Raw genomic sequence first — 20993 nt, forward strand, 5'->3', positions numbered from 1 at the left:
GAGATGGCCCCCCGGGCGCGCCCGATATGCGTCTACGCTGGTGCGCCGGACGGCCGCCCCGCGGGGCCGTGCCCCACAGCCCCACCGCCCCACCGCGTTCGCGAGGAGACCGCCCCATGTCCGCAGAGCCGCACCCCACGCTGCCGCCGGTACGGCTGCCCTCCGATGCGGAACTGGCCCGCGACGCCCTCGTCGCCCCGCTGTTCGCCCGCGCCGTGAGGCTGGCCCGCTGGGCCGGACCGCACACCCGCGTGGACATCGGTGGCGAACTCGCCGCGGCGCAGCTGCCCGAGGCCGCGGCCGTACTGGGCCTCGACCCCACCGACGAGGAAGGCCCGGTGCAGGCGAGCCAGGCCTGGCGGGTGGCCGTGGACACCGGCCTCGTCGACGTGGCCGAGCCGGAGGAGGGCGGCGCCGAGGAGTCCGGCACCGCCACGCCCGGCGAGGACCTGGCCCTCGTGGCCGGCGGCGCACCCGGAGAGGTGCTCGACCTGTGGCTGGCGGCCCTGGACACCGTCCTCGCGGACGCGGCCGTGCCCGATCTGGACGACCTCGTCGACGCGTTGGACGCGGGCGGCGAGATCGACTTCGACCGGCTGGACTGGAACCCGAGCCGCGAGGCGGACTTCCTCGACGGGGTCCTCGCCAACCTCTACCTGCTCACCGTCTCCGAGCACGGCGCTTCGGACGGGCCCGTTCCGCTGCCGGTGCTCGCCGCCTCGATGGTCATCCCCGAGGACATGGGCGAGCCGACCGACGCCGTGCTGGAGCAGGTCTCGGACGCGATGATGCGCCTCGACGACCAGTTCCGGCAGCTGGAGCCGATCGGGCTCGTCGAGTTCCGGCCCGTGGACGAGGCCCTGATGGCGGAGGCGGACGACGAGGAGTTCGCCGCCGCCGGCTCGGCCGACGGCCCGTCCCGCGGCGAGGTCGACGACGAGGACGTCTCCCGCTACGGGCTGGTACGGCTGACCCCGCTCGGCCTGTACGGGATCCGCGCCCGCATGCTGGAGGCCGGGGTCACCGCCCCCGCCGTCGGTGAACTGGCCGACAAGGGCGCCGACGCCCTGCTCGACGCGGTCTCCGGATACCCCGAGGGCGCGGCCCAGGCCGAGATCGAGCAGTGGCTGGCCGGCCGCGAACTGCAGGGCGCGGTCGCCGAGCTGCTGGCCGCGGCCCGCGGCGCCGACGAGGGCGGCCCGCTGCGCCGGCTCCGCTGCCAGCAGGCCCTCGCCCCGGCCGGGCCCGAGGCGGAGCCGGCGGTCCGCGCGGTGCTGGACGACGCCGAGCTCGGCGGGCTGGCCCGGGTCTGGCTCTCGGAGCGCGGGGTGGCCGACGTACCGGCGCCGGACGAGGCCATGGTGTTCTGGCTGACCGTCGACACGATCGCGGCACAGCTCGCGGCGGACGGGGAGACGGCGGAACTGCCACTGCTGATGCGGTCGCTGACCGAGCACCACACGGGGTTCTTCGACCAGGTGTGGCGGGTGGAGCACCCGGCGACGGCGTACGTGCTGGAGGCGATGGGCCGGATGCACCCGGACAAGAAGGCCGCAAAGGAGGCCCGCAAGGCCGCCTTCAAGGCCCGTTCGCGCCAGGCCTGACCAGGGGATCCCAGGTACGGAAGCGGCAGCTGGGGCGGGGGGTGGCCGGCGGCCGGAACGCGCCGTTCCTGAACCGGAGTCGGCCAATGCGGCCACCGGCAAGGGATCGGCTCCGCTTCGCGGGTAGTTCAGCCGCCGTTCACGTGCGGGCGGGAGCGTGTGCGCCGACGCCCGCACGACAGGCGCACCACCTCCCCACCCCAGGAGACCCGATGCCGCTCAGCCGTAGAGACTTCACCGCCCGCACCGTCATCGCCGGCGCGGGAGTCGCGCTCACCGGGACGGTCGGCGCGCTCGCCACCGCTCCGGGAGCGCTGGCGGCCGACGACAGCACCCGGCGCGACGAGCACGGGCGGCCCTGCGAGCCCGGCTACGGCCCGCTCCTCGCGGACCCGGCCGGACTGCTCGCCCTCCCCGCCGGATTCAGCTACCGCGTGATCACCCACAGCGGGGTCACCACCCTCGACTCGGGCGAGTCCACCCCGTCCAACCACGACGGCACGGCCGCCTTCGAGGGGCACCGCGGGGTCACCCTCCTCGTCAACAACCACGAACTCAAGGGCAAGCGGGCGAACTGGGCGCACCCCGTCCCGCTCACCGAGGGCCTCGTCTACGACCCGGCGGCGGCCGGCGGCTGCACGGTCGTCGAGGTCCGGCGCGGCGGCGAGGTCGCCGAATGGGTGGGCGTCGCGGGTACGTCCACCAACTGCGCGGGCGGCGCAACCCCCTGGGACACCTGGCTGACCTGCGAGGAGACCGAGGACCTCGCCGGCAAGAACGGCATGACCAAGGACCACGGGTACGTGTTCGAGGTCGACCCGCACGACCGGCGCGCCAACCGCGACCCGAAGCCGGTCAAGGCCTTCGGCCGGTACGCCCACGAGGCCGTGGTCATCGACCCGCGCCAGGGCCACGCGTACCTGACCGAGGACGCCTCCGGCCCCAACGGGCTGCTCTACCGCTGGACCCCGCCGAGCGGCTTCCGGCACGGGCGCGGCAAGCTCCGTACCCTCGCCGCCGATGCGGGCGTGCTCGCCGCCGCCAAGTGCTTCGACAGCGCGGGCCGGTTCGTCGACGACCTCTCGCGCGCGACGAAGATCGGTACCGTCTACGGGGTCGACTGGGTGCCCGTCCCGGACCGCGACGCGCGGACGGTGTCGGTGCGCAAGCAGTTCGGGGAGGGCGCCGTGACCCGCGCCCGCAAGCTGGAGGGCATGTGGTGGGCCGACGGGGGCACGTACTTCGTCTCCTCGTACGCCCGTGAGGAGAGCCCGGGTGCGGCCCACGACGGCCAGGTGTGGTTCTACGACCCGAAGCGGCGCACGATCCGGCTGACGGTGGTGCTCGGGGTGAACGCCGACCCGGCGAAGGACGGCTCCTTCGACGGCCCGGACAACATCACGGTCTCCCCGTACGGCGGCCTGGTCATCGCGGAGGACGGCAGCGGGCTGCAGCACCTGTTCGGCGCGACCGAGTCGGGGCGCACGTACCCGCTGGCACGCAACGAGCTGAACATCGGGACGGCACAGGAGCCGGAGTACTCCGAGTTCACCGGTGTCTGCTTCTCGCCGGACGGGCGCACGCTGTACGCCAACATCCAGGACCCGGGCATCATGCTGGCCATCACCGGCCCGTGGCGCCGCGCGCACTGACGGCCGGCGCTCGCGATCGAAGGCCGTGCCGCCGCCCGTTCACGGGGCGGTGGTACGGCCTTCGATCGTTCATTGAGCTGCGGCGATCTCGGCGCGGCTGGCGGCGGCCCATTCCTCCAGGAGGAACTCGTACGCCTCGGAGGGCCACTCGTCGTCCACCCGCGTCTCGACAAGGTGCCGTATCGCCTCGTTCGCCTCTGCGGCGGACGGGCGGGCGGGACCCGCGGGCCGGAGTGTGCTGTACATGCTTTCAAGGCTACGGGCGGGTACTGACAGCCACCCACCTATTAAGGGTGGAATCCATCACCTCGGCCCTCCGGCCGACGGTCACGGTCGCTCCATGTGCCCGCCCACCTGCTCAGAGTGTCTGAGAGCCGGGCTTGACCATCCCGCGCACTGTGCGGGACTTCACAAACTCTCCGATGGCCGTCATCTCCCATTCGCCCGAGAACTGGCGAATCAGCTTGGCCATCATGACCCCGGTCTGCGGCTCGGCACCGGTGAGGTCGAAGCGCACCAGCTCCTCCCCGCTCGCCGCGTCGATCAGGCGGCAGTAGGCCTTGGCGACCTCGCTGAACTTCTGGCCGGAGAAGGAGTTGACCGTGAAGACGAGGCCCGTGGCCTCGGCGGGCAGCCGCCCGAGGTCCACGACGATCACCTCGTCGTCCCCGGCGCCCTCGCCGGTGAGGTTGTCACCCGAGTGCTTGATCGCGCCGCCCAGGATCGACAGCTTGCCGAAGTAGCAGCTGTCGATGTGGTTGCGCTGCGGACCGTACGCGATGACGGAGGCGTCGAGGTCGATGTCCCGGCCGCGGAACGCCGGCTCCCAGCCCAGGCCCATCTTCACCTGGGAGAGCAGCGGGCGGCCGTTCTTGACGAGGGACACGGTCTGGTTCTTCTGGAGGCTGACCCGGCCCTTGTCGAGGTTGATCTTCCCGGTGCCGCCGGCGGCCGGGGCCGGCGCGGCGGGCGCCGCGGCCGGCGGGGCCGCGGGGAACGACGGCGCCGCCGGGGGCGCGGGAGGAGCCGGCGCCGCCGGGGCGCTCGGCCAGGAGGAGGGGGAGGGCGCGGCCGGGGCCTGCGGGGCGGCCGCGGGCGGCGCGGTGGGCTCCTCGTCCACGGAGACCCCGAAGTCGGTCGCGATCCCGGCGAGGCCGTTCGCGTACCCCTGGCCCACCGCGCGCACCTTCCACACGCCGCCGCGCTGGTAGACCTCGACGACCACGAGCGCGGTCTCGGAGCCCAGCTGCGGCGGGGTGAAGGAGGCGATCACCGCGCCGGTCTCCGCGTGCCGCACGGTGGCGGTGGGCTCGATGCCCTGGAAGGTCTGACCGGCGGCGTCGGGGCTGGCCGTGACCACGATCCGCTCGATGCCCGGCGGCAGGGCGCCCGTGTCCACGGTGATCGAGTCCGGCGCCGCCCCGCCGCCGGACCGGTAGCTGACACCGGGCCCGGACGGCTGGTTGTAGAAGATGAAGTCGGCGTCGGAGCGCACCTTGCCGTCCGCCGCGAGGAGCAGTCCCGACACGTCGAGCCGCACCGGGGCAGCCACGTCCACCGTCACACGGACGGTGTTGAGCGGCAGGTTGGAACCTGGGGTCATAGCGGTCATGCCCGGAGAACGACCGGAGGTGCTTTGCCGTTCCCTTACCCTCGTGACAGATTTCAGCGCCTGTTGCGGGGGTGGTTCTTCGCCATGCGCTCGTTGCCGAACTTGTACGCGCCCGTCCAGCGGGCCATCACGAGCTGCGCGTCGCCGGACTCCACCTCGGCGAGGAACTTCTCGGCCCGGCCGCCGCGCAGGGTGCTCGCGGCCCGCCCCTGGTGCGTGATGACCACGCTCGCATCGGCGCGCCGTTCGTACGTGAATCCGTGAGGTCTCGGCATGACCGCAGCCTGCCCCCGCGGCCCGGGGGCGGGCAACGCAATTACGGAGCCGCGGGCGTGACGCGGCGCGGCAGCCCCAGCGGGTTCGCCTCGCGCAGCTCCGCCGGGAGCAGCGGGTCCGGCACCGACTGGTAGACCACCGGCCGCAGCCAGCGCTCGATGGCGGTCCCGCCGACCGAGGTGGAGTGCGAGGTCGCCGCCGGGTACGGGCCCCCGTGGTGCTGGGCGGGGGCCACCGCGACCCCGGTCGGCCAGCCGTTGACCAGGATCCGCCCGGCCAGCGCCGTGACCCGCGCGATCAGCTCCGCCGCCGGGCCCGGGCCGCCGTCGGCCTCGGCCGCGGAGAGCTGCAGCGTGGCGCTCAGGTTCCCGGGGAGCCGGCCGAGCACCGACCCCGCCTCGCCCTGGTCCGCGTAGCGCACGACCACGGTCACCGGTCCGAAGCACTCCTCCAGCAGCACCTCGTACGCGCCGCCCTCCAGCAGGCTCCCGGCCGACACGGTCAGGTATCCCGCGCCGACGGTGTGCTCGCCGCCGGAGCCCGGGGTGACGGGCGCGGCGACGCCGGGCAGCGCGGACCGCTCGCGCACGCCGGAGATGAAGTTCTCCCGCATCCGGTGGTCGAGCAGGACGCCCGGCTCGGTCTCGCCGAGGGCCTTCGTCAGCGCGCCGGTGAGCCGGTCGCCGTCGGCGCCCTCGGGGACGAGGACCAGGCCCGGCTTGACGCAGAACTGGCCGACCCCGAGGGTGACCGCGCCCGCGAGCCCGGCGGCGATCTCCTCGGCGCGCTCGGCGGCGGCCGCGGGCGTGACCACGACGGGGTTGAGGGAGCCGAGTTCGCCGTGGAACGGGATGGGCACGGGCCGGGCGGCGGCCGCGTCGAACAGCGCCCGGCCGCCCCGGATGGAGCCGGTGAACCCGGCGGCGGAGACGAGCGGGTGGCGGATCAGCTCCAGGCCCGCGTCGAAACCGTGGACGACGGCGACCACTTCCGCCGGCAGCCCGGCGGCCACGGCCGCCCGGCGCAGCAGCGAGGCGCACAGCTCGGAGGTGGCCGGGTGGTCGGGGTGCGCCTTGACGACCACCGGGCAGCCGGCGGCCAGCGCGCTCGCGGTGTCCCCGCCGGGAACGGAGAACGCGAGCGGGAAGTTGGAGGCGGCGTAGACCGCGACCACGCCCAGCGGCACCTTGTAGCGGCGCAGCTCGGGGCGCGGCGGGACGGCGCCGGCGTCGGCGCGGTCGATGCGGATGTCGAGGTAGGAGCCCTCGTCCACGGCGTCGGCGAAGGCGCGCAGCTGGCCGGTGGTGCGGGCGAGTTCGCCGGTGAGTCGGCCCGGACCGAGGGCGGTCTCGGCGTCGGCGGCCTCGATGACGTGGGCCGCGGCCCCGTCGAGCAGCTCGGCGGCCGCGCGCAGGAAGGCCGCACGGGCGGTGCGGTCGGCGAGGGCTCCGCGGGCCGCGTGGGCGGCGCGCACGGCCTGGTCGACTTCGCCGGACGTGGCCTCGACCGCAACTTGTTCGCGCTGCTTCCCGGTGCGGGGGTCCACACTCCAGACTGGTGTTGCTGCCATGGCGCACTGCCTCCTGGATCTCGCTGACCCGCGCGGTGGTGTTCAGTATTCTGAACGCCGTTCCGATGGATGGATGATCACATCCGTTCCGGACTCTATTTCCGGGTCTTCCGCGTTGACAAGGGACAAGAGGGGCAAGAAGGCGAATGACCACAGGTGAACCGGGCGGATCCGGCGCGGAAGCGGAAGGATCCGGGGGCGCGGGGGCGCCGGAGGCAGACGGTCCGGAGCCGGGGGCGGGGGGCCGGGGGGCGGAGGCCGGAGGTCCGGGGGCGTCGGCGGCCGTCAAATCGGCCGTCCGCACGGTGCTGTTGCTGGAGCACTTCGCGGCGCGGCCCGGACTGCACAGCCTGGCCGACATCCAGCACGACCTCTCGCTGCCCAAGTCCAGCCTCTACATGCTGCTGCGCACGCTGGTGAACCTGGGGTGGGTGGAGACCGACGCGACGGGCACGCGGTACGGCATCGGCGTACGGGCCCTGCTCGTCGGCAGCTCGTACATCGACGGGGACGAGGTCGTCGCCGCGGCCCGGCCCACCCTGGACCGGCTCTCCGACGACACCACCGAGACCATCCACCTGGCCCGGATGGACGGCACGAGCGTGGTCTACCTGGCCACCCGCCCCTCCCAGCACTACCTGCGGCCGTTCACGCGGGTCGGGCGGCGACTGCCCGTGCACTCGACCGCACTGGGCAAGGCGCTGCTGGCGACCCACTCCGACGAGGAGGTGCGGGCGCTGCTGCCGCGGCGGCTGGAGGCGGTCACCGAGCACACGATCACCGACCGGGAACGGCTCGTCGAGGAGCTGGCGCTGGTCCGGGAGCAGGGCTACGCGGTGGACCGGGAGGAGAACACGCTCGGGCTGCGCTGCTTCGGGGTGGCGGTGCCGTACCGGACTCCGGCCCGGGACGCGGTGAGCTGCTCGGTGCCGGTGGCCCGGCTGACGGCCGACCACGAACTGCGGATCAAGTCGGCGCTGTTCGAGGCGCGGGACCGGCTGTCGGTGGCGACCCGGCGCATGTGAGGCGGTGGACGGGGAGGTTCCTCCCCCGGGCGGGGGAGGTGGTTCCCCCTGGCGGGGGAGGTGACGGGGCGGCGGACGCGGGAGCGTTGAGCCATGACCACACGAGCGGTGAACACGGACGAGACGGCGGGCACGGCCGCGGCGCAGTCGACGGGCGCCGGCCCGTGGGCCGGGCGCAGGATCCCGGGGGCGGCGGCTCTGGCCGCCACCGTGCCGTACCTGTGCCTCAAAGGCGCCTGGGTGGCGGGGAGCCGCATCGGGATACCGGACGGCAGCGTGCTGCTGGGACCCGGGATGTTCTTCAAGGTGGCGAACGCCGTCACGCTGGTCATGGACGCGGCCGTCATCGTGCTCGTGCTGGTGTTCACCCGGCCCTGGGGCAGACGAGTGCCCTCATGGCTGCTGAACCTCCCGGTGTTCCTCGCCACCGGACTGCTCGTGCCGATCGTCGTCGCCTTCCCCGGCCAACTCCTCGTGAGGGCGGTGGGGCTCGGGCCGGACGCGGCCGCGCAGGCGGCCAAGGAGCCCTTCCTGGACCCCTGGGTGTTCAACGTCGTGTACGGCGGTTTCATCGTGCAGGCCATGGCCCTGGCCGCGCTGTTCGTCCCCTATGCGCGGGAGCGCTGGGGCGGCTTGTGGCAGGGCGTCCAGGGGGAGCGGCTCCCGTCGCCCACGGGGGTGGTGGCGGGAGCCGCGGCGGCGCTGGCCGCGGTCGTGGCTGCGGTGGAGTTCACCTGGGCCTTCGGAGGTACGGCCGGGCTCAGCGCCTCGCAGATAGCGCAGTTCAACCCCGAAACGGGCGTGGTGTTCGCCACCTACGGGATGTGCACGCTGGTCGCCGGGGCGGGAGCCGCGAACCTGGCCCGGGGCGGGGCCCGGCCGGCCCGCTGGGCGCTGGCCGTCGCATGGACCGGGGCGGCGGCCGCGGCGAGTTGGGGGCTGTGGCTCCTGATCTCCTGCGCGGGCACCGTCGATCCCGCGAAGGCGGTCACCACCGAGATGGTCCTGACCTACGCTGGCCAAATGATCACCGGCCTGCTCGCCGCAGCAGTCCTGGTCCGGTTCCTCGCCTCGCGCCGCCGCACCGCGTGACGGGGAGCGGCGCGAGAGGGAGAGGGTCGGTCGGCGGGGACGGCGGGCCGGGGCGGGCCGGGGCGGGGCGGGGGGATGCCGGGGGCGGTGGGATGGGGACGGGGATGCGGGCCGGCGTGGGCTTGGTGCTGGGGGCGCGGGCCCGGCTGCGCTGGGTGCACCTGGTCCTCGGCGGGGCCCTGTTGATGCCGTACTTCTTCCTCGCCCAGGTGGTGGTCGGGGTGTGGGCCGGCCGGGGCGGCTTCCTCAGCTCCACCCCGCTGACCTTCGCCTCGTACGGGCTGTCCCTGCCGCTGGTCGCCGCGACCGCCGTGTTCGGGCTGGTCCGGCCGCTGTCGGCCGGCGCCGTACGGGCCCTGTGCGGGGTGCCGGGCGAGCGGCTGGCCGCCGGGCCGGCCAGGTCCTGGGCGGCGCGGGGCCGGACCTCGGCCTGGTGGACCCTGCACCTGGGGGTCGGCGCGCTGGTGAGCGGGATCAGCCTCGCGGTGCCGCCCATGGCGGTGGTGCTGATCGCTCTGCCGTTCGTGAGCGGGCTGCGGGCCGCCGAGCTGGGGCTGGGCTGGTTCAGCACGGACGCCGCGCCGTACGTCGCCCCGCTGCTCGGGATCGGGCTGCTGGTCGGGCTGGTCCTGTGCGCCGCCGGGGCCGGGGAGCTGCTGGCCCGGACGGCACCCGTACTGCTCGGGCCGACGGCGGCGGACCGGCTGGCCGCGGCCGAGGAGCGGGCCGCCGACCTGGCCGTGCGCAACCGGCTCGCCCGGGAGCTGCACGACGCGGTCGGGCACGCCCTGAGCGCCGTCACCCTCCAGGCGGTCGCCGCCCGGCGGGTGCTCGACAGCGATCCCGCGTTCGTACGGGAGGCACTGGCGGCGATCGAGGACACCACCCGGCGGACGGTGGGCGAGCTCGACACCGTGCTCGGCCTGCTGCGGGACGGGGACCCGGCGCGGCCCGAGGCCGCTCCCGCCCCGACCCTCGCCGCCGACCTCGAGGGACTGCTGGCCCGCACCCGGGCCGCCGGGACGGCCGTCACCGCCCACCAGCACCCCGGACCGGCCGGGAACTGGGAGCAGCTCCCGGCGATCGCCTCCCGCGAGGCGTACCGGATCGTCCAGGAGGGCCTGAGCAACGCGCTGCGCCACGGCACGGGCCCCGTCGAGCTGCGGATCGCCGTACGGGGCACGCACGACGGAACCCTTCGTGAACTGGAGATCACCATGACCAATCCGCCGGATCCCGCGGAGAGGCCGCAGCCCCGTACGACCGGGGGCCGCGGGCTGCACGGCGCCGCCGAGCGGGCCACGCTGCTCGGCGGCCGCCTCGAAGCCGGGCCGCACGGGGGGCTGTGGCGGCTGCGGGCCCTCCTGCCGCTCGGCGGGGCCGCGCGATGACCTCCCAGGACCCGCCGCCGCTGCGCATCGTGCTCGCCGACGACGAGCGGATGGTCCGCACCGCCCTGCGGGTCATCCTCGAAGCGGAACCCGATCTGGAGGTCGTCGGCGAGGCGGCCGGCGGCGCCGAGGCCGTCCCGCTGGTCCGCTCCCTGGCTCCCGACGTGGTGCTGATGGACGTCCGGATGCCCGGGATCGACGGCATCCGGGCCACCGAGCAGATCATCGCCACGATGGCCGAGCCGCCCCGGATCGTGGTCGTCACCACCTTCGAGAACGACGCCTACGTCTACGACGCGCTGCGCGCGGGCGCCAGCGGGTTCCTCCTGAAGCGGGCCCGTCCCGATGAGCTGATCGGCGCGGTCCGCCTCGTCGCCCGCGGCGACAGCCTGCTCTTCCCGGCAGCCGTCCGCGCCCTGGCCTGGTCGCACGCGCCCCGCGGCCGGGGCCCCGCCGCCCCCTGGGTCGCACGGCTCACCGAGCGGGAGGCCGACGTGCTGCGCCTGATGGCCACCGGGCTGTCCAACCACGAGATGAGCGGGCGCCTCGGCGTCGGTCCCCAGACGGTCAAGACCCACGTCGCCGCGGTCCTCTCCAAGACCGGGTCCCGCGACCGCACCCAGGCGGTGATCGCGGCCTACGAGGGCGGCTTCATGAAGAAAGACTGAGAACCCCGCCACAATCGGGGCAGAGCGGAACGCCTGAGGGCCTTGGCGCGTCCTTCTGGGGGATGAACAAAACGATCAGGCGTGCGTCGGTCTTCTGTCTGCTCCTGGTGCTGGCCCTTCTGGTGCGGGTCACCTGGGTGCAGGCCTACCAAGGCCAGGCCCTCGCAGACAACGAGAACAACCGGCGGAACCTCATCGGGCAGTACGAGAACCCGCTGGGCAACATCATCGTGGGCGGGGAGGCGATCACCGGCTCGGTGAAGACGGACGGAAAGGACTTCGGCTACAAGCGCACGTACGTCGACGGCCCGCTCTACGCGCCGCTCACCGGCTACAGCTCCCAGGCCTTCGGCACGAGCATGCTGGAGGGCGTCTACAAGAAGATCCTCAACGGGTCCGACGACCGGCTCAAGACGGTGATGGACATGCTCACCAACAAGCGGGCCTCGCCGGGCAACGTGCTGACCACCGTCGACAAGGACGTCCAGCAGGCCGCGTACGACGCGCTGCAGGGCAAGCAGGGTGCCGCCGTCGCCATCGACCCGGCGACCGGCGAGATCCTCGCCATCGTGAACAACCCCTCCTTCGATCCGGGCAGCATCGCCGGCGCCAACGACAAGGCGGCCTGGGAGAAGCTGATCGAGGACAAGGGCAAGGCCCTGGAGAACGTGGCCCTGCGCAAGCCGCAGGCGCCGGGCTCCACCTTCAAGCTGGTCACCCTCGCGGCGGCGATCGAGAACGGGCTGGTCACCAACATCGACACGCCGACCGGCACCCCGGACCCGTACACGATCCCCGGGACCCGGACCCTGCTGCCCAGCGAGGCGGGCTCCGCGGCCTGCAACAACGTCTCGCCGCGCACCGCCCTGCGGCTGTCCTGCAACAACGTCTTCGCGGAGCTGGCGCACCAGCTCGGCCAGGACAAGATGCGGGCGATGGCCGAGAAGCTCGGCTTCAACACCGAGGCCGCGACACCCGTCACCGCCCGGCCGGCGAGCAAGTACCCGACGAACAAGATGTCCGTCGACCAGGTCGCGCAGACGGGTATCGGCCAGTTCGACGTGCAGGCCACCCCGCTCCAGATGGCGATGGTGACCGCCGCGATCGAGAACGGCGGCAAGCTCGTCGCCCCGCACTCGGTCTCCGAGGTCACCGACGCGAACGGCAACGTGCTGGAGAGCTTCAAGAACCCGAAGTCCGAGCAGGTCATGAAGGCCAAGACCGCGTCGATGCTCCAGGACGCCATGCGGACGGTCGCCACCGAGGGCGGCGGCAAGCCCGCGCAGGTGGCCGGCGCCGAGGTGGGCGGCAAGACCGGCACCGCCCAGCGCGGCGTGAACAACAGCCTGCCGCCGCTCGCCTGGTTCACCTCGTACGGCAAGCTCGGGGGCAAGCAGATCGCGGTTGCCATCGTGATCGAGAACTCGGACACCGACCGCTCCGAGATCGGAGGCGGCAAGCTGGCCGCCCCCATCGCCCAGAAGATGATGGCGGCGTGGCTGAAGAAGTAGCCGCGCCACTCGCTCCACCACGCGCCGGGAACCGACATGGCTCCCGGCGCGTTTCCTTTCCCATGATCAGAACCGCACACCCCGCAGATCTCGACGCCATAGCCGCCCTGCACGCCCGGGCCCGGGCCACCTACTACCGCGGCCGCATCCCCGAGGACGCGTACGCCGGCGAAGCCGAACTCGCGCGGACCCGCGAGGGGTGGTCGCTGGCGGTGGCCCGGGCCGCCGACGAGGGCGGGGTGCTGTGCGCGGAGCAGGACGGGGAGCTCCGGGGGGTCGCCGCGTTCCGGACCACGGACGGCGAGACGACGCTCACCCAGCTGCACGTGGATCCGGTCCACTGGCGCCGGGGCACCGGGGCCGCCCTGCACGCCGCCTGCGTCGACGCGTGGCGCCGGGCCGGCGTCGGCCGGGTCCGCCTGGAGGTCTACGAACACAACCTCCGCGCCCAGGCCTTCTACGCCCGGCAGGGCTGGCACCGGGATCCGGCCGACGCGGAGCGGTCCGGCTCGCACCTCACGCTGTGGCTCAGCATCGGGTCCGGGGAATGCGACGCCCCGACAGGTGGTTGAAGCCGAAACCGTCCCATCCCGGAACAAGGAGAGAAAAGGATCATGCGCGTCGAGATCTGGAGCGACATCGCCTGCCCCTGGTGCTACATAGGCAAGGCCCGGTTCACCAAGGGGCTGGCCGCGTTCGCGCACCGCGACGAGGTCGAGGTCGTCTTCCGGTCCTTCGAGCTCGACCCGAACAGCCCCAAGGGCACGGTGGCGCCGGTCCTGGAGATGCTCGCCAAGAAGTACGGGCGCACCCTCGAGGAGGCGCGCGGCATGGAGGAGCACGTCGCCGCGAGCGCACGGGCCGAGGGGCTGACGTACCGTACCGACGGGCGTGACCACGGGAACACCTTCGACATCCACCGCCTGCTGCACCTGGCCGCCGCCCGCGGCCGCCAGGAGGAGCTGCTCGACCTCGCCTACCGCGCGAACTTCGCGCAGGAGCGGTCGGTGTTCGACGCCGAGGTGCTGGTTGCCCTCGCCGTCGAGGCGGGCCTGGACGAGGCGGAGGCCCGTACGGTCCTCGCGGACGAGACGGCCTACGCCGCCGAGGTGCGGGCGGACGAGCGCGAGGCGGCGGAACTCGGCGCCAACGCCGTGCCGTTCTTCGTCCTGGACCGCCGCTACGGGATCTCCGGCGGCCAGCCCGCCGAGGTCTTCACCCAGGCCCTGGAACAGGCCTGGGCCGGCCGCGCGGTCTCCGAGCCCGCCGCGGCCGACGCGTGCGACCCGGCCGGCGCCTGTCCGGCCCCGCGGGCCTGACGAGGCCGGCCCTGACCAGGTCCCGGCCTTGACCAGGTCCCGGCTCTGAGGCGGCTCGGGCTCTGACGCGGCCCCGGCCCGCCCCCGGCCCTGACGGGCACCCGCCCCCAACCCTGACGGGCACCCGCCCCCGACCGGGCCGCCCGAGGCTTCGGCCCGGGCGGTCCGGTCAGTGCACGGTTTCCGACCAGGCGGCTTCCGCGGCCGCCACGGCGCCGGCCGGATCCGTCCCCAGGGCCGAGGCCAGCGCCGTCAGGGACGTGAGGACCGCTTCCGGGGACGCCGCCCGGCCGTAGTGGTTGACGCGGACCATCTCACCGGCCGCCGACACGGGGGCCGCGGGGGAGGCGGCCAGGGCCTTGGACGCCACCGCCGTGGCCTGCGGCACGCGGAGCGTGGTGGCCACCGGGGCCGCCTCCTCGGGGCGGATGACGTACGGGGCGATGCCCAGGGCCTGCGCGCCGGCGCGGGTCGCCGCCGCGGCGGCGCGGTGGCGGGTCATCACCGTCGACAGGCCCTCGGCCGCGATCCGGTCCAGGCAGGCCTCCAGCGCCAGCATCTCCAGCTGCGCCGGGGCGTGCGGCAGCGCCGTGCGGCCCGCGTCGATCCAGCGCTCCTTCCAGTCCAGGAGGGAGAGGTACGAGCGGCGCGGGGCGGCCGGGTTCTCCGCGAAGCGGGCCCACGCGCGGTCCGACACCGACACCGCCGAGACCCCCGCCGGGCCGCCCATCGCCTTCTGGGCGCCGATCACGCACAGGTCCACGCCCCAGGCGTCCGGCAGCAGCGGCTCCGCGCCCACCGACGCCACCGCGTCCAGCATGAACAGCGCCCCGTGGGCCCGGACGACCTCGCCGATCTCCGCCACCGGGTTGGTGTTCCCGGTCGCCGCCTCCGCGTGGACCAGCGAGACGAAGTCGATCCGCGGGTGCTCGGCCAGCGCCCGGTCCACCTGCTCTGCCGTCACGGCCGTGTCGAACGGCACCGCCAGGTCCACCACGCCCGCCCCGCAGTCGCGCAGCCAGTTGCCGAAGGTGGTCCCGTACGGTCCGGTCACCACGTTCAGCGCCGTCGAACCGGGCCGCGCCCCCGAGCGGATGCACCCCTCCAGCGGCAGCAGCGCCTCCCCCTGCGTGATCACCACGTCCTGCCGGGTGGAGAGGAGGTCCGCGACCCCCTGCTCGATCGACGCGAAGTGTTCCGCCGCGAGCGGCGGGAGGTCCAGCAGGGGGTGGGTCACGGTGGTGCTCTCTCTTCGTCCGCTGCGTCCGGGGTCTACCCGCACGAGCGTACCGAGACCGCACGTACAGTGCGGAACATGACCGATGACGTGCTGCATGTGAAGGGGCGTGTGCTCGTCGGACCCGACGACGCGCGCGACGAGCTCTGGGTGGTCGGCGGCCGGATCTCGTACGAACGCCCGCACGGGGCCCGCGAGATCACCACCGTGTCCGGGTGGGCCCTGCCCGGCCTGGTCGACGCGCACTGCCACGTGGGGCTCGACGCCCACGGCCCGGTCGACGCGGAGACCGCCGAACGCCAGGCCCTGACCGACCGCGACGCCGGCACCCTGCTCATCCGCGACGCCGGATCCCCCTCCGACACCCGCTGGATCGACGACCGCGAGGACCTGCCGAAGATCATCAGGGCCGGCCGGCACATCGCCCGACCGCGCCGCTACATCCGCAACTTCGCCCACGAGATCGAGCCGGCCGACCTCGTCGCGTACGTGGGCCGTGAGGCGCGGCGCGGCGACGGCTGGGTGAAGCTGGTGGGGGACTGGATCGACCGCGAGGTCGGGGACCTCGCCCCCTGCTGGCCGCGGGCCGAGGTCGAGGCGGCCATCGCCGAGGCGCACCGGCTCGGCGCCCGGGTCACCGCGCACTGCTTCGCCGAGGACTCGCTGCGCGACCTCGTCGAGGCGGGCATCGACTGCGTCGAACACGCCACCGGGCTCACGGAGGACACCATCCCGCTGTTCGCGGAGCGCGGGGTGGCGATCGTCCCGACGCTCGTGAACATCGCGACGTTCCCGAAGATGGCGGCGGGCGGCGAGGCCAAGTTCCCCCGCTGGTCGGCGCACATGAGGCGGTTGCACGAGCGCCGGTACGACACCGTGCGGGCCGCCTACGACGCGGGCATCGGCGTGTACGTCGGCACCGACGCGGGGGGTTCCCTGCCGCACGGCCTGGTCGCGGCCGAGGTCGCGGAGCTGGTGCGGGCCGGGATCCCGGCCCTGGAGGCGCTCTCGGCGACGACCTGGGCGGCGCGCGAGTGGCTCGGCAGGCCGGGCCTGTCCGAGGGGGCGCCGGCGGACCTGGTGGTCTACGACACCGACCCGCGGGCCGACGTACGGGCACTCGCGCAGCCGCGGCGGGTCGTCGTGAACGGCAAGGTCCGGGCCTGAGGGGCGAGTCGGCGCGCCGTGGGCACGCGGTTGACGCGTGCGTGACGCCGGTGCCCCGGCGGTCGTTGTGAATGGCCGCCCGGGGCACCGGCGTCGGCGTGTTCCCCACACCTGTGTGGCGGAAAAGAACTCCCGTTCCTTGTGATGCGCAGTTAATCGAATACGTGCATGGAAACCACCCTTTGGGGTGAACTCACCTCAGGTCGTCGCCCGTTCACTCTCCGTGCGTAAGGATTCCCAGGGTTAGAGGCCGTCGGCGCGCGATGTCCCCCATTGGCGGCGCGACGGCTCCCATCTCCCCGGGGGTTCCACCACCTTGAACAGCAACGCCTTCCGCATGCCCGCAGCCGTCCTGATCGCCACGGGGGCGGTCGCCCTGCTCACCGCTCCGCCCGCCTTCGCCACCGGAGGAAACGGGTCCACCGGCGGGGGCGAGGGCAAGGCCGGAGCGGTCGTCCTGCGCGCCGGACTCGACGTGGGCCTGCTCAACAAGACCGTCCACGTGCCGCTGACGACCACTCTCAACGAGGTCAGCGCACCGGCGACGGCGCAGAAGACCGCCCTGGCCGTCACCCTGGACGGGGTCGAGGGAGGGAAGCCGGTGAGCGTGCTGCGCGCGGACGTGGCCACCTCCAAGGCCACCGCCGACAAGAACCGCGCCGAGGCGGAGGCCAATCTGGCCAACGCCAAGGTGCACGTGCCGGGGCTGCCGGAGCTCTCCCTGATCCAGGTGGAGAAGGTCACCTCGAAGGCGGTGTGCGAGGCGGGCAAGAAGCCGGTGGCCACCTCGAACGTGCTCGGGTCGGTGACCGTGCTCGGCAAGAAGGTCACCCTCTCGGCGGGCGGCCCGACCAAGGTCGAGATCCCCAAGGTCGGCATGGTCGCCCTGGAGCTCTCCGGCACTCAGACCACCTCCACCACGGCCGCCGCGGCCGCGCTCCGGCTGAAGGTGTCCGTGAACCCGCTGGACCTGAACGTGGCCCAGGTCGAGGGCGAGATCGTGCTCGCCGAGGCGCACTGCGAATCCCCGGCCGGGGCGCCGGCGCCCGAGCCCTCGGCGAAGCCCGACATCAAGGCGCAGACGGCGGCCTCCGGGACCGGCGCGGCCGTCACCACCAACGCCGACCTGGCCGAGACCGGCGCCGGTTCGGCGACCCCGTACGTCGCGGGCGGCGCGCTGGTCCTGCTCGGCATCGGGGCGGCCGCGCTGGTGGTGACCCGGCGCGGCCGCACCTCGTGACCCTGCGGAAGGCGGCGCCGCGACCGCTCAGCGGGTGGCGCGCTCCAGGCCCTGCTTGTCCGCTCCGCGCGAGAGCACGGCCTCGCTGACCTGCTTGTCGACGGCGGAGTACGCGGACTTCGCGGCTGCCCCGAGCCCGGAGTCGGTGGCGGCGCAGGAGGTGCACACGACGCGGAACGGCGCGTTCGTGTCCGAGTACTGCGTGAGGTACTCGGCCTTGGTCACGTCCCAGCGGCCGGGGTGGGCGGCCGCCGGGGTGAAGGTGAAGCGCGGGATCGAGGACATGTTGCCGCGCGCCTTGTCGGCCTCGTAGAAGCTGGCGATCTGGTCGCCCATGCCGAACACGACCCACGTGCCGTTGATCTTCTCGTAGGGCTGCGGCACGTGGTTGTGCGTCCCGATGATCAGATCGATGTCGGGGAGCCCGTCCGGGCCGCGCGAGGCGGTCAGCGCCTGCGCCAGGTCCCGCTGCTGCTGGTCGGGCGCCGTCTGCCACTCGGTGCCCCAGTGGACGCTGAGGAGGACCACGTTCGCGCCGGCCGCCCGGGCCGCGCGGGCGTCGGCGATGATCCGGTTCTGGTCGATCAGGTTCACGGACCAGGGCTTGCCGGCCGGGACCGGGATCCCGTTCGTTCCGTACGTGTAGTCCAGCTGGGCGACCTTGGCGCCGCCGGCGGAGAGCACCGCCGGGGCCTTGGCCTCATCGGCGCTGCGGGCCGAGCCGACGTGTTTGATGCCGACGCGGTCGAGGTGTCCCAGGGTGCGGACGAGGCCGTCGTAGCCGTCGTCCAGGGTGTGGTTCGAGCCGGTCGAGCAGCTGTCGTACCCGGCGTCCTTCAGGGCGTCGGCCAGCTGGTGCGGGGCCTTGAAGGCGGGGTATCCGGTGTAGGGGCCGCCGGGCCGGCCGTACGGTATCTCGTGGTGGCATATCGCCAGGTCGGCGGCGGCCACCAGGGGTTTGACACCGGCGAGTATCTTCCGGAAGTCATGGCTCTCGCCGCTGCCCCGGGCGTCGTCCGCGGCCCGCTGGACGATCGAGGGGTACGGGATGATGTCGCCGGTCGCGACCAGCGTGAACGGCTTGGCGCCGGCGGGCGCGGTGGGGCTCGCCTTGCCCCGGCCCGCTGTGTCCTGCCCGGGCTTGGCCCGGAACCTCTGCTCGCCGGCGTCCTTGCCGTGGTCGAGCAGGCTCGGCAGGGCGAGGATCCCGCCGGCTATGGCCGCCACCGCGGCCACGGCCACGGCCGTCGTGACTGATGTCTTCATTCCGGTCCCCCCGGGGCTTCCCTGCTGATGCGGAGATCATCGCCTACCTCCACCCGGCCCGCCAACGGAGCCAGAGCCTCCGGATAGTGGCGCCACCACGGGCCGGTGTGCCGCCCGGATCAGCGAGCCGTCAGCGCCAGGGCGTGGTCCAGAGCCTGCAGGAGCCGGCCCGTCGTGGCCCGGTCGCGGACCGCCAGCCGGAGCCAGGAGGAGTCCAGCCCCGGGAAGGTGTCCCCGCGGCGGACCGCGAAGCCGAGGGCGCGCAGCCGCGTGCGGACCTCCGCTCCGCCCGCCACCCGGATCAGGACGAACGGCCCCTCGGCCACCCCCGACACACTGATCTCCTCGAACTCCGCGAGCCCCGCCAGCAGATGGGCCCGGTCCACCGCGATCTGCCGGGCCGCGTCCTGCGCCTGCGCCAGCGCCGCCGGGGCCACGCACGCCTCCGCCGCCACCAGGGCCGGCGTCGACACCGGCCACAGCGGCTGCGCCGCCGCCAGCTTCGCGATCACCCGCGGTTCGGCCAGCACGTAGCCGATCCGCAGCCCCGCCAGCCCCCACGTCTTGGTCAGGCTCCGCAGCACCACCAGCCCCGGCACGTCCGTCCGCCCGGCCAGCGCCTCCCGCTCGCCCGGGACCGCGTCCATGAACGCCTCGTCCACGACCAGGATCCGGCCCGGCCGGGCCAGCGCGGTCAGCACCGCCGCCGGATGCAGGACCGACGTCGGGTTGGTCGGATTGCCGACGATCACCAGGTCCGCGTCCTGCGGTACCGCCTGCGGGTCCAGCCGGAACCCGTCCGCCGCCCGCAGCACCACCCGCTCCACCGTGTGCCCGGCGTCGCGCAGCGCCGCCTCCGGCTCCGTGAACTGGGGGTGCACCACCACCGGCCGCCGGGCGCCCAGGGCCCGCGCGATCAGTACGAACGCCTCCGCGGCCCCCGCCGTCAACAGCACCCGATCGGCCGGCAGCCCGTGCCGAGCCGCCACCGCCGCGCGGGCCGACCGCCCGTCGGGGTACGCGGAGAGACCGTCGAGCGAAGCCGCGATGCGCTGCTTGAGCCAGTCCGGCGGGGTGTGCGCCCGTACGTTGACCGCGAGGTCCACCAGCGCGCCGCCGTCGCCGCGCACCTCCGCGTCCCCGTGATGGCGCAGGTCGTGCGGCTGTGCCGTGGCCACGGCACAGGTCGCCGCCACCGACCGGCGCTTCGGTACGAGCAGCTCCCCGCCGCCCGCGAGCGCCGCGGCCTCCGCCACCGAAGGGGTCCCGGCGGCGCCCTGCACCACGTCGGAGGGGTGCGGGACGCAGATGCCCGCCAGTTTCTCGGCGGGATAGCTGAGCAGGGGCACGCCGAAACGTTCCGCCGCGCCCGCTATCCCCGCCTCGCCCGCCTTCGACTCCACCGTGGCCAGCGCCTTCACCGCCCCGGCGGCCAGCCCGGCCCCGCGCAGCGTTTCCTCGACGAGGGCGCAGACCTCCGCCACGGACACCCCCGCGCGTCCGCCGACCCCGACCACCAGCTGCGTCGCGTACTCGCCCACCGGGATCATGCCCCCTCCGTAGTCGTCAATGGATCGTGTTCCGTCGCCCGCGCGCACACGTGCGTACGGGGCGACGAGTCGGTATTCAGGGGCACATGGCCGTGATCGTGGCGCTGGGCGCGTTCCTGATGACCCTGGCGGGCGGGTGGACGGCGCAACGCGTCACCGACCGCCGCCACCTCGTGCTGGGCCTGGCCGGCGGGCTGATGCTCGGCGTCGTGGGCCTCGACCTGCTGCCGGAGTCGCTGCACGCGGCCGGCCGCAAGGTGTTCGGCGTGCCGCTCGCCCTGCTGCTCTTCGTGGCCGGGTTCCTGATCGCGCACGTCGTGGAACGCCTGCTGGCGGTACGGCAGGCCGCGCACGGCGCCGAGAACGGGGCCCGCGTACCCGAGGTCGGGCTGACGGCGGCCTCGGCGATGGTCGGCCACAGCTTCGCCGACGGCGTGGCACTGGGCGCCGCCTTCCAGGTCGGCGGCGGGATGGGCGTGGCCGTGTCGCTGGCCGTCATCACGCACGACTTCGCCGACGGGTTCAACACGTACACGCTCACCCGGCTCTACGGGAACGCCCGCCGCAAGGCCCTGATGATGCTCTTCGCGGACGCCGTGGCCCCGGTGCTGGGCGCGGTGTCCACTTTGCTGTTCACCCTTCCGGAGGAACCGCTGGGGGCGTACCTCGGGTTCTTCGGCGGAGCCCTGCTGTACCTGGCGGCCGCCGAGATCCTGCCGGAGGCGCACCACAAACACCCCGCCCTGTCCACGCTGATGTGCACGGTGGGCGGAGTGGCCGGGATCTGGCTGGTGGTGGGCCTCGCGGACTGAA

At 73.9% G+C, this 20993-nt stretch carries 19 protein-coding genes; 12 read left to right on the plus strand and 7 right to left on the minus strand.

The annotated features are described in order from the left end of the window. Window positions 1-116: 116 nt before the first annotated feature. Window positions 117-1604 (plus strand): hypothetical protein, encoded by a 1488-nt coding sequence (locus tag K7B10_RS29800; RefSeq protein WP_229340749.1) that lies wholly within the window; start codon window positions 117-119, stop codon window positions 1602-1604. A 212-nt stretch (window positions 1605-1816) separates the two neighbouring features. Then, entirely contained in the window at window positions 1817-3256 is a 1440-nt protein-coding gene (locus K7B10_RS29805) for an alkaline phosphatase PhoX (RefSeq protein WP_229340752.1), read from the plus strand. A 69-nt stretch (window positions 3257-3325) separates the two neighbouring features. Here the strand turns inward: K7B10_RS29805 and K7B10_RS29810 are convergent, their stop codons facing one another. The 4 genes from K7B10_RS29810 to K7B10_RS29825 all read right to left on the minus strand — a co-directional run bounded on the left by K7B10_RS29810 (window position 3326) and on the right by K7B10_RS29825 (window position 6714). After that, complete coding sequence (locus K7B10_RS29810) at window positions 3326-3502, minus strand: hypothetical protein (RefSeq protein ID WP_199813622.1); 177 nt, start codon at window positions 3500-3502, stop codon at window positions 3326-3328. A 112-nt stretch (window positions 3503-3614) separates the two neighbouring features. After that, on the minus strand, window positions 3615-4859 hold the full coding sequence (locus tag K7B10_RS29815) for a TerD family protein (protein ID WP_229340753.1): 1245 nt from the start codon (window positions 4857-4859) through the stop codon (window positions 3615-3617). A 62-nt stretch (window positions 4860-4921) separates the two neighbouring features. After that, window positions 4922-5143, minus strand: a complete 222-nt coding sequence (locus K7B10_RS29820; RefSeq protein WP_229340755.1) for a hypothetical protein — start codon at window positions 5141-5143, stop codon at window positions 4922-4924. 41 nt (window positions 5144-5184) lie between these two features. Beyond that, window positions 5185-6714: an aldehyde dehydrogenase (NADP(+)) gene (locus K7B10_RS29825; protein ID WP_229340757.1), complete on the minus strand. Its 1530-nt coding sequence runs from the start codon at window positions 6712-6714 to the stop codon at window positions 5185-5187. 146 nt (window positions 6715-6860) lie between these two features. On the opposite strand from K7B10_RS29825, the gene K7B10_RS29830 reads away from it, so the two are divergent. The 7 genes from K7B10_RS29830 (at window position 6861) to K7B10_RS29860 (ending at window position 13720) form a co-directional block, all read left to right on the plus strand. Further along, window positions 6861-7739 carry an IclR family transcriptional regulator gene (locus K7B10_RS29830; RefSeq protein WP_229340759.1) on the plus strand — a complete coding sequence of 293 codons (879 nt, stop codon included), beginning with the start codon at window positions 6861-6863 and terminating at the stop codon, window positions 7737-7739. 93 nt (window positions 7740-7832) lie between these two features. Next, a complete protein-coding gene (locus K7B10_RS29835) occupies window positions 7833-8831 on the plus strand; it encodes a hypothetical protein (RefSeq protein ID WP_229340761.1) in 999 nt (332 codons plus the stop codon). 104 nt (window positions 8832-8935) lie between these two features. Further along, window positions 8936-10222, plus strand: coding sequence for a sensor histidine kinase (locus tag K7B10_RS29840; protein WP_229340763.1), 1287 nt, complete (start codon window positions 8936-8938; stop codon window positions 10220-10222). After that, complete coding sequence (locus K7B10_RS29845; protein WP_229340765.1) at window positions 10219-10890, plus strand: response regulator transcription factor; 672 nt, start codon at window positions 10219-10221, stop codon at window positions 10888-10890. Before K7B10_RS29840 ends, K7B10_RS29845 begins: the two co-directional genes overlap by 4 nt. Before the next feature lie 62 nt (window positions 10891-10952). After that, window positions 10953-12401, plus strand: coding sequence for a penicillin-binding transpeptidase domain-containing protein (locus tag K7B10_RS29850; RefSeq protein WP_229340767.1), 1449 nt, complete (start codon window positions 10953-10955; stop codon window positions 12399-12401). 62 nt (window positions 12402-12463) lie between these two features. Continuing rightward, window positions 12464-12973, plus strand: coding sequence for a GNAT family N-acetyltransferase (locus K7B10_RS29855; RefSeq protein ID WP_229340769.1), 510 nt, complete (start codon window positions 12464-12466; stop codon window positions 12971-12973). Window positions 12974-13015: 42 nt separating this feature from the next. Then, window positions 13016-13720, plus strand: coding sequence for a DsbA family oxidoreductase (locus K7B10_RS29860; protein ID WP_229340771.1), 705 nt, complete (start codon window positions 13016-13018; stop codon window positions 13718-13720). A 169-nt stretch (window positions 13721-13889) separates the two neighbouring features. Here the strand turns inward: K7B10_RS29860 and K7B10_RS29865 are convergent, their stop codons facing one another. Continuing rightward, the gene (locus tag K7B10_RS29865; RefSeq protein ID WP_229340773.1) at window positions 13890-14957 is read right to left on the minus strand and encodes a pyridoxal-phosphate-dependent aminotransferase family protein; all 1068 of its coding nucleotides are present in this window, start codon (window positions 14955-14957) and stop codon (window positions 13890-13892) included. Between the two features lie 78 nt (window positions 14958-15035). On the opposite strand from K7B10_RS29865, the gene K7B10_RS29870 reads away from it, so the two are divergent. Together K7B10_RS29870 and K7B10_RS29875 are read left to right on the plus strand one after the other, a co-directional pair. Further along, a complete protein-coding gene (locus tag K7B10_RS29870) occupies window positions 15036-16124 on the plus strand; it encodes an amidohydrolase family protein (RefSeq protein WP_229340775.1) in 1089 nt (362 codons plus the stop codon). A gap of 316 nt (window positions 16125-16440) precedes the next feature. Further along, window positions 16441-17364 carry an SCO1860 family LAETG-anchored protein gene (locus K7B10_RS29875; protein ID WP_229340777.1) on the plus strand — a complete coding sequence of 308 codons (924 nt, stop codon included), beginning with the start codon at window positions 16441-16443 and terminating at the stop codon, window positions 17362-17364. A 27-nt stretch (window positions 17365-17391) separates the two neighbouring features. Here K7B10_RS29875 and K7B10_RS29880 read toward each other — a convergent pair whose 3' ends face one another. Continuing rightward, complete coding sequence (locus K7B10_RS29880) at window positions 17392-18630, minus strand: CapA family protein (RefSeq protein ID WP_229340779.1); 1239 nt, start codon at window positions 18628-18630, stop codon at window positions 17392-17394. Window positions 18631-18749: 119 nt separating this feature from the next. After that, complete coding sequence (cobC, locus tag K7B10_RS29885) at window positions 18750-20180, minus strand: Rv2231c family histidinol phosphate aminotransferase CobC (protein ID WP_229340781.1); 1431 nt, start codon at window positions 20178-20180, stop codon at window positions 18750-18752. Between the two features lie 86 nt (window positions 20181-20266). Here cobC and K7B10_RS29890 point away from each other — a divergent pair, with 86 nt between their 5' ends. Beyond that, entirely contained in the window at window positions 20267-20992 is a 726-nt protein-coding gene (locus K7B10_RS29890) for a ZIP family metal transporter (protein WP_229340782.1), read from the plus strand. Window position 20993 lies beyond the last annotated feature (1 nt).

It is taken from the genome of Streptomyces flavotricini, from assembly GCF_020639365.1.
In the GTDB taxonomy this organism is placed as follows: Bacteria; Actinomycetota; Actinomycetes; order Streptomycetales; family Streptomycetaceae; genus Streptomyces; species Streptomyces flavotricini.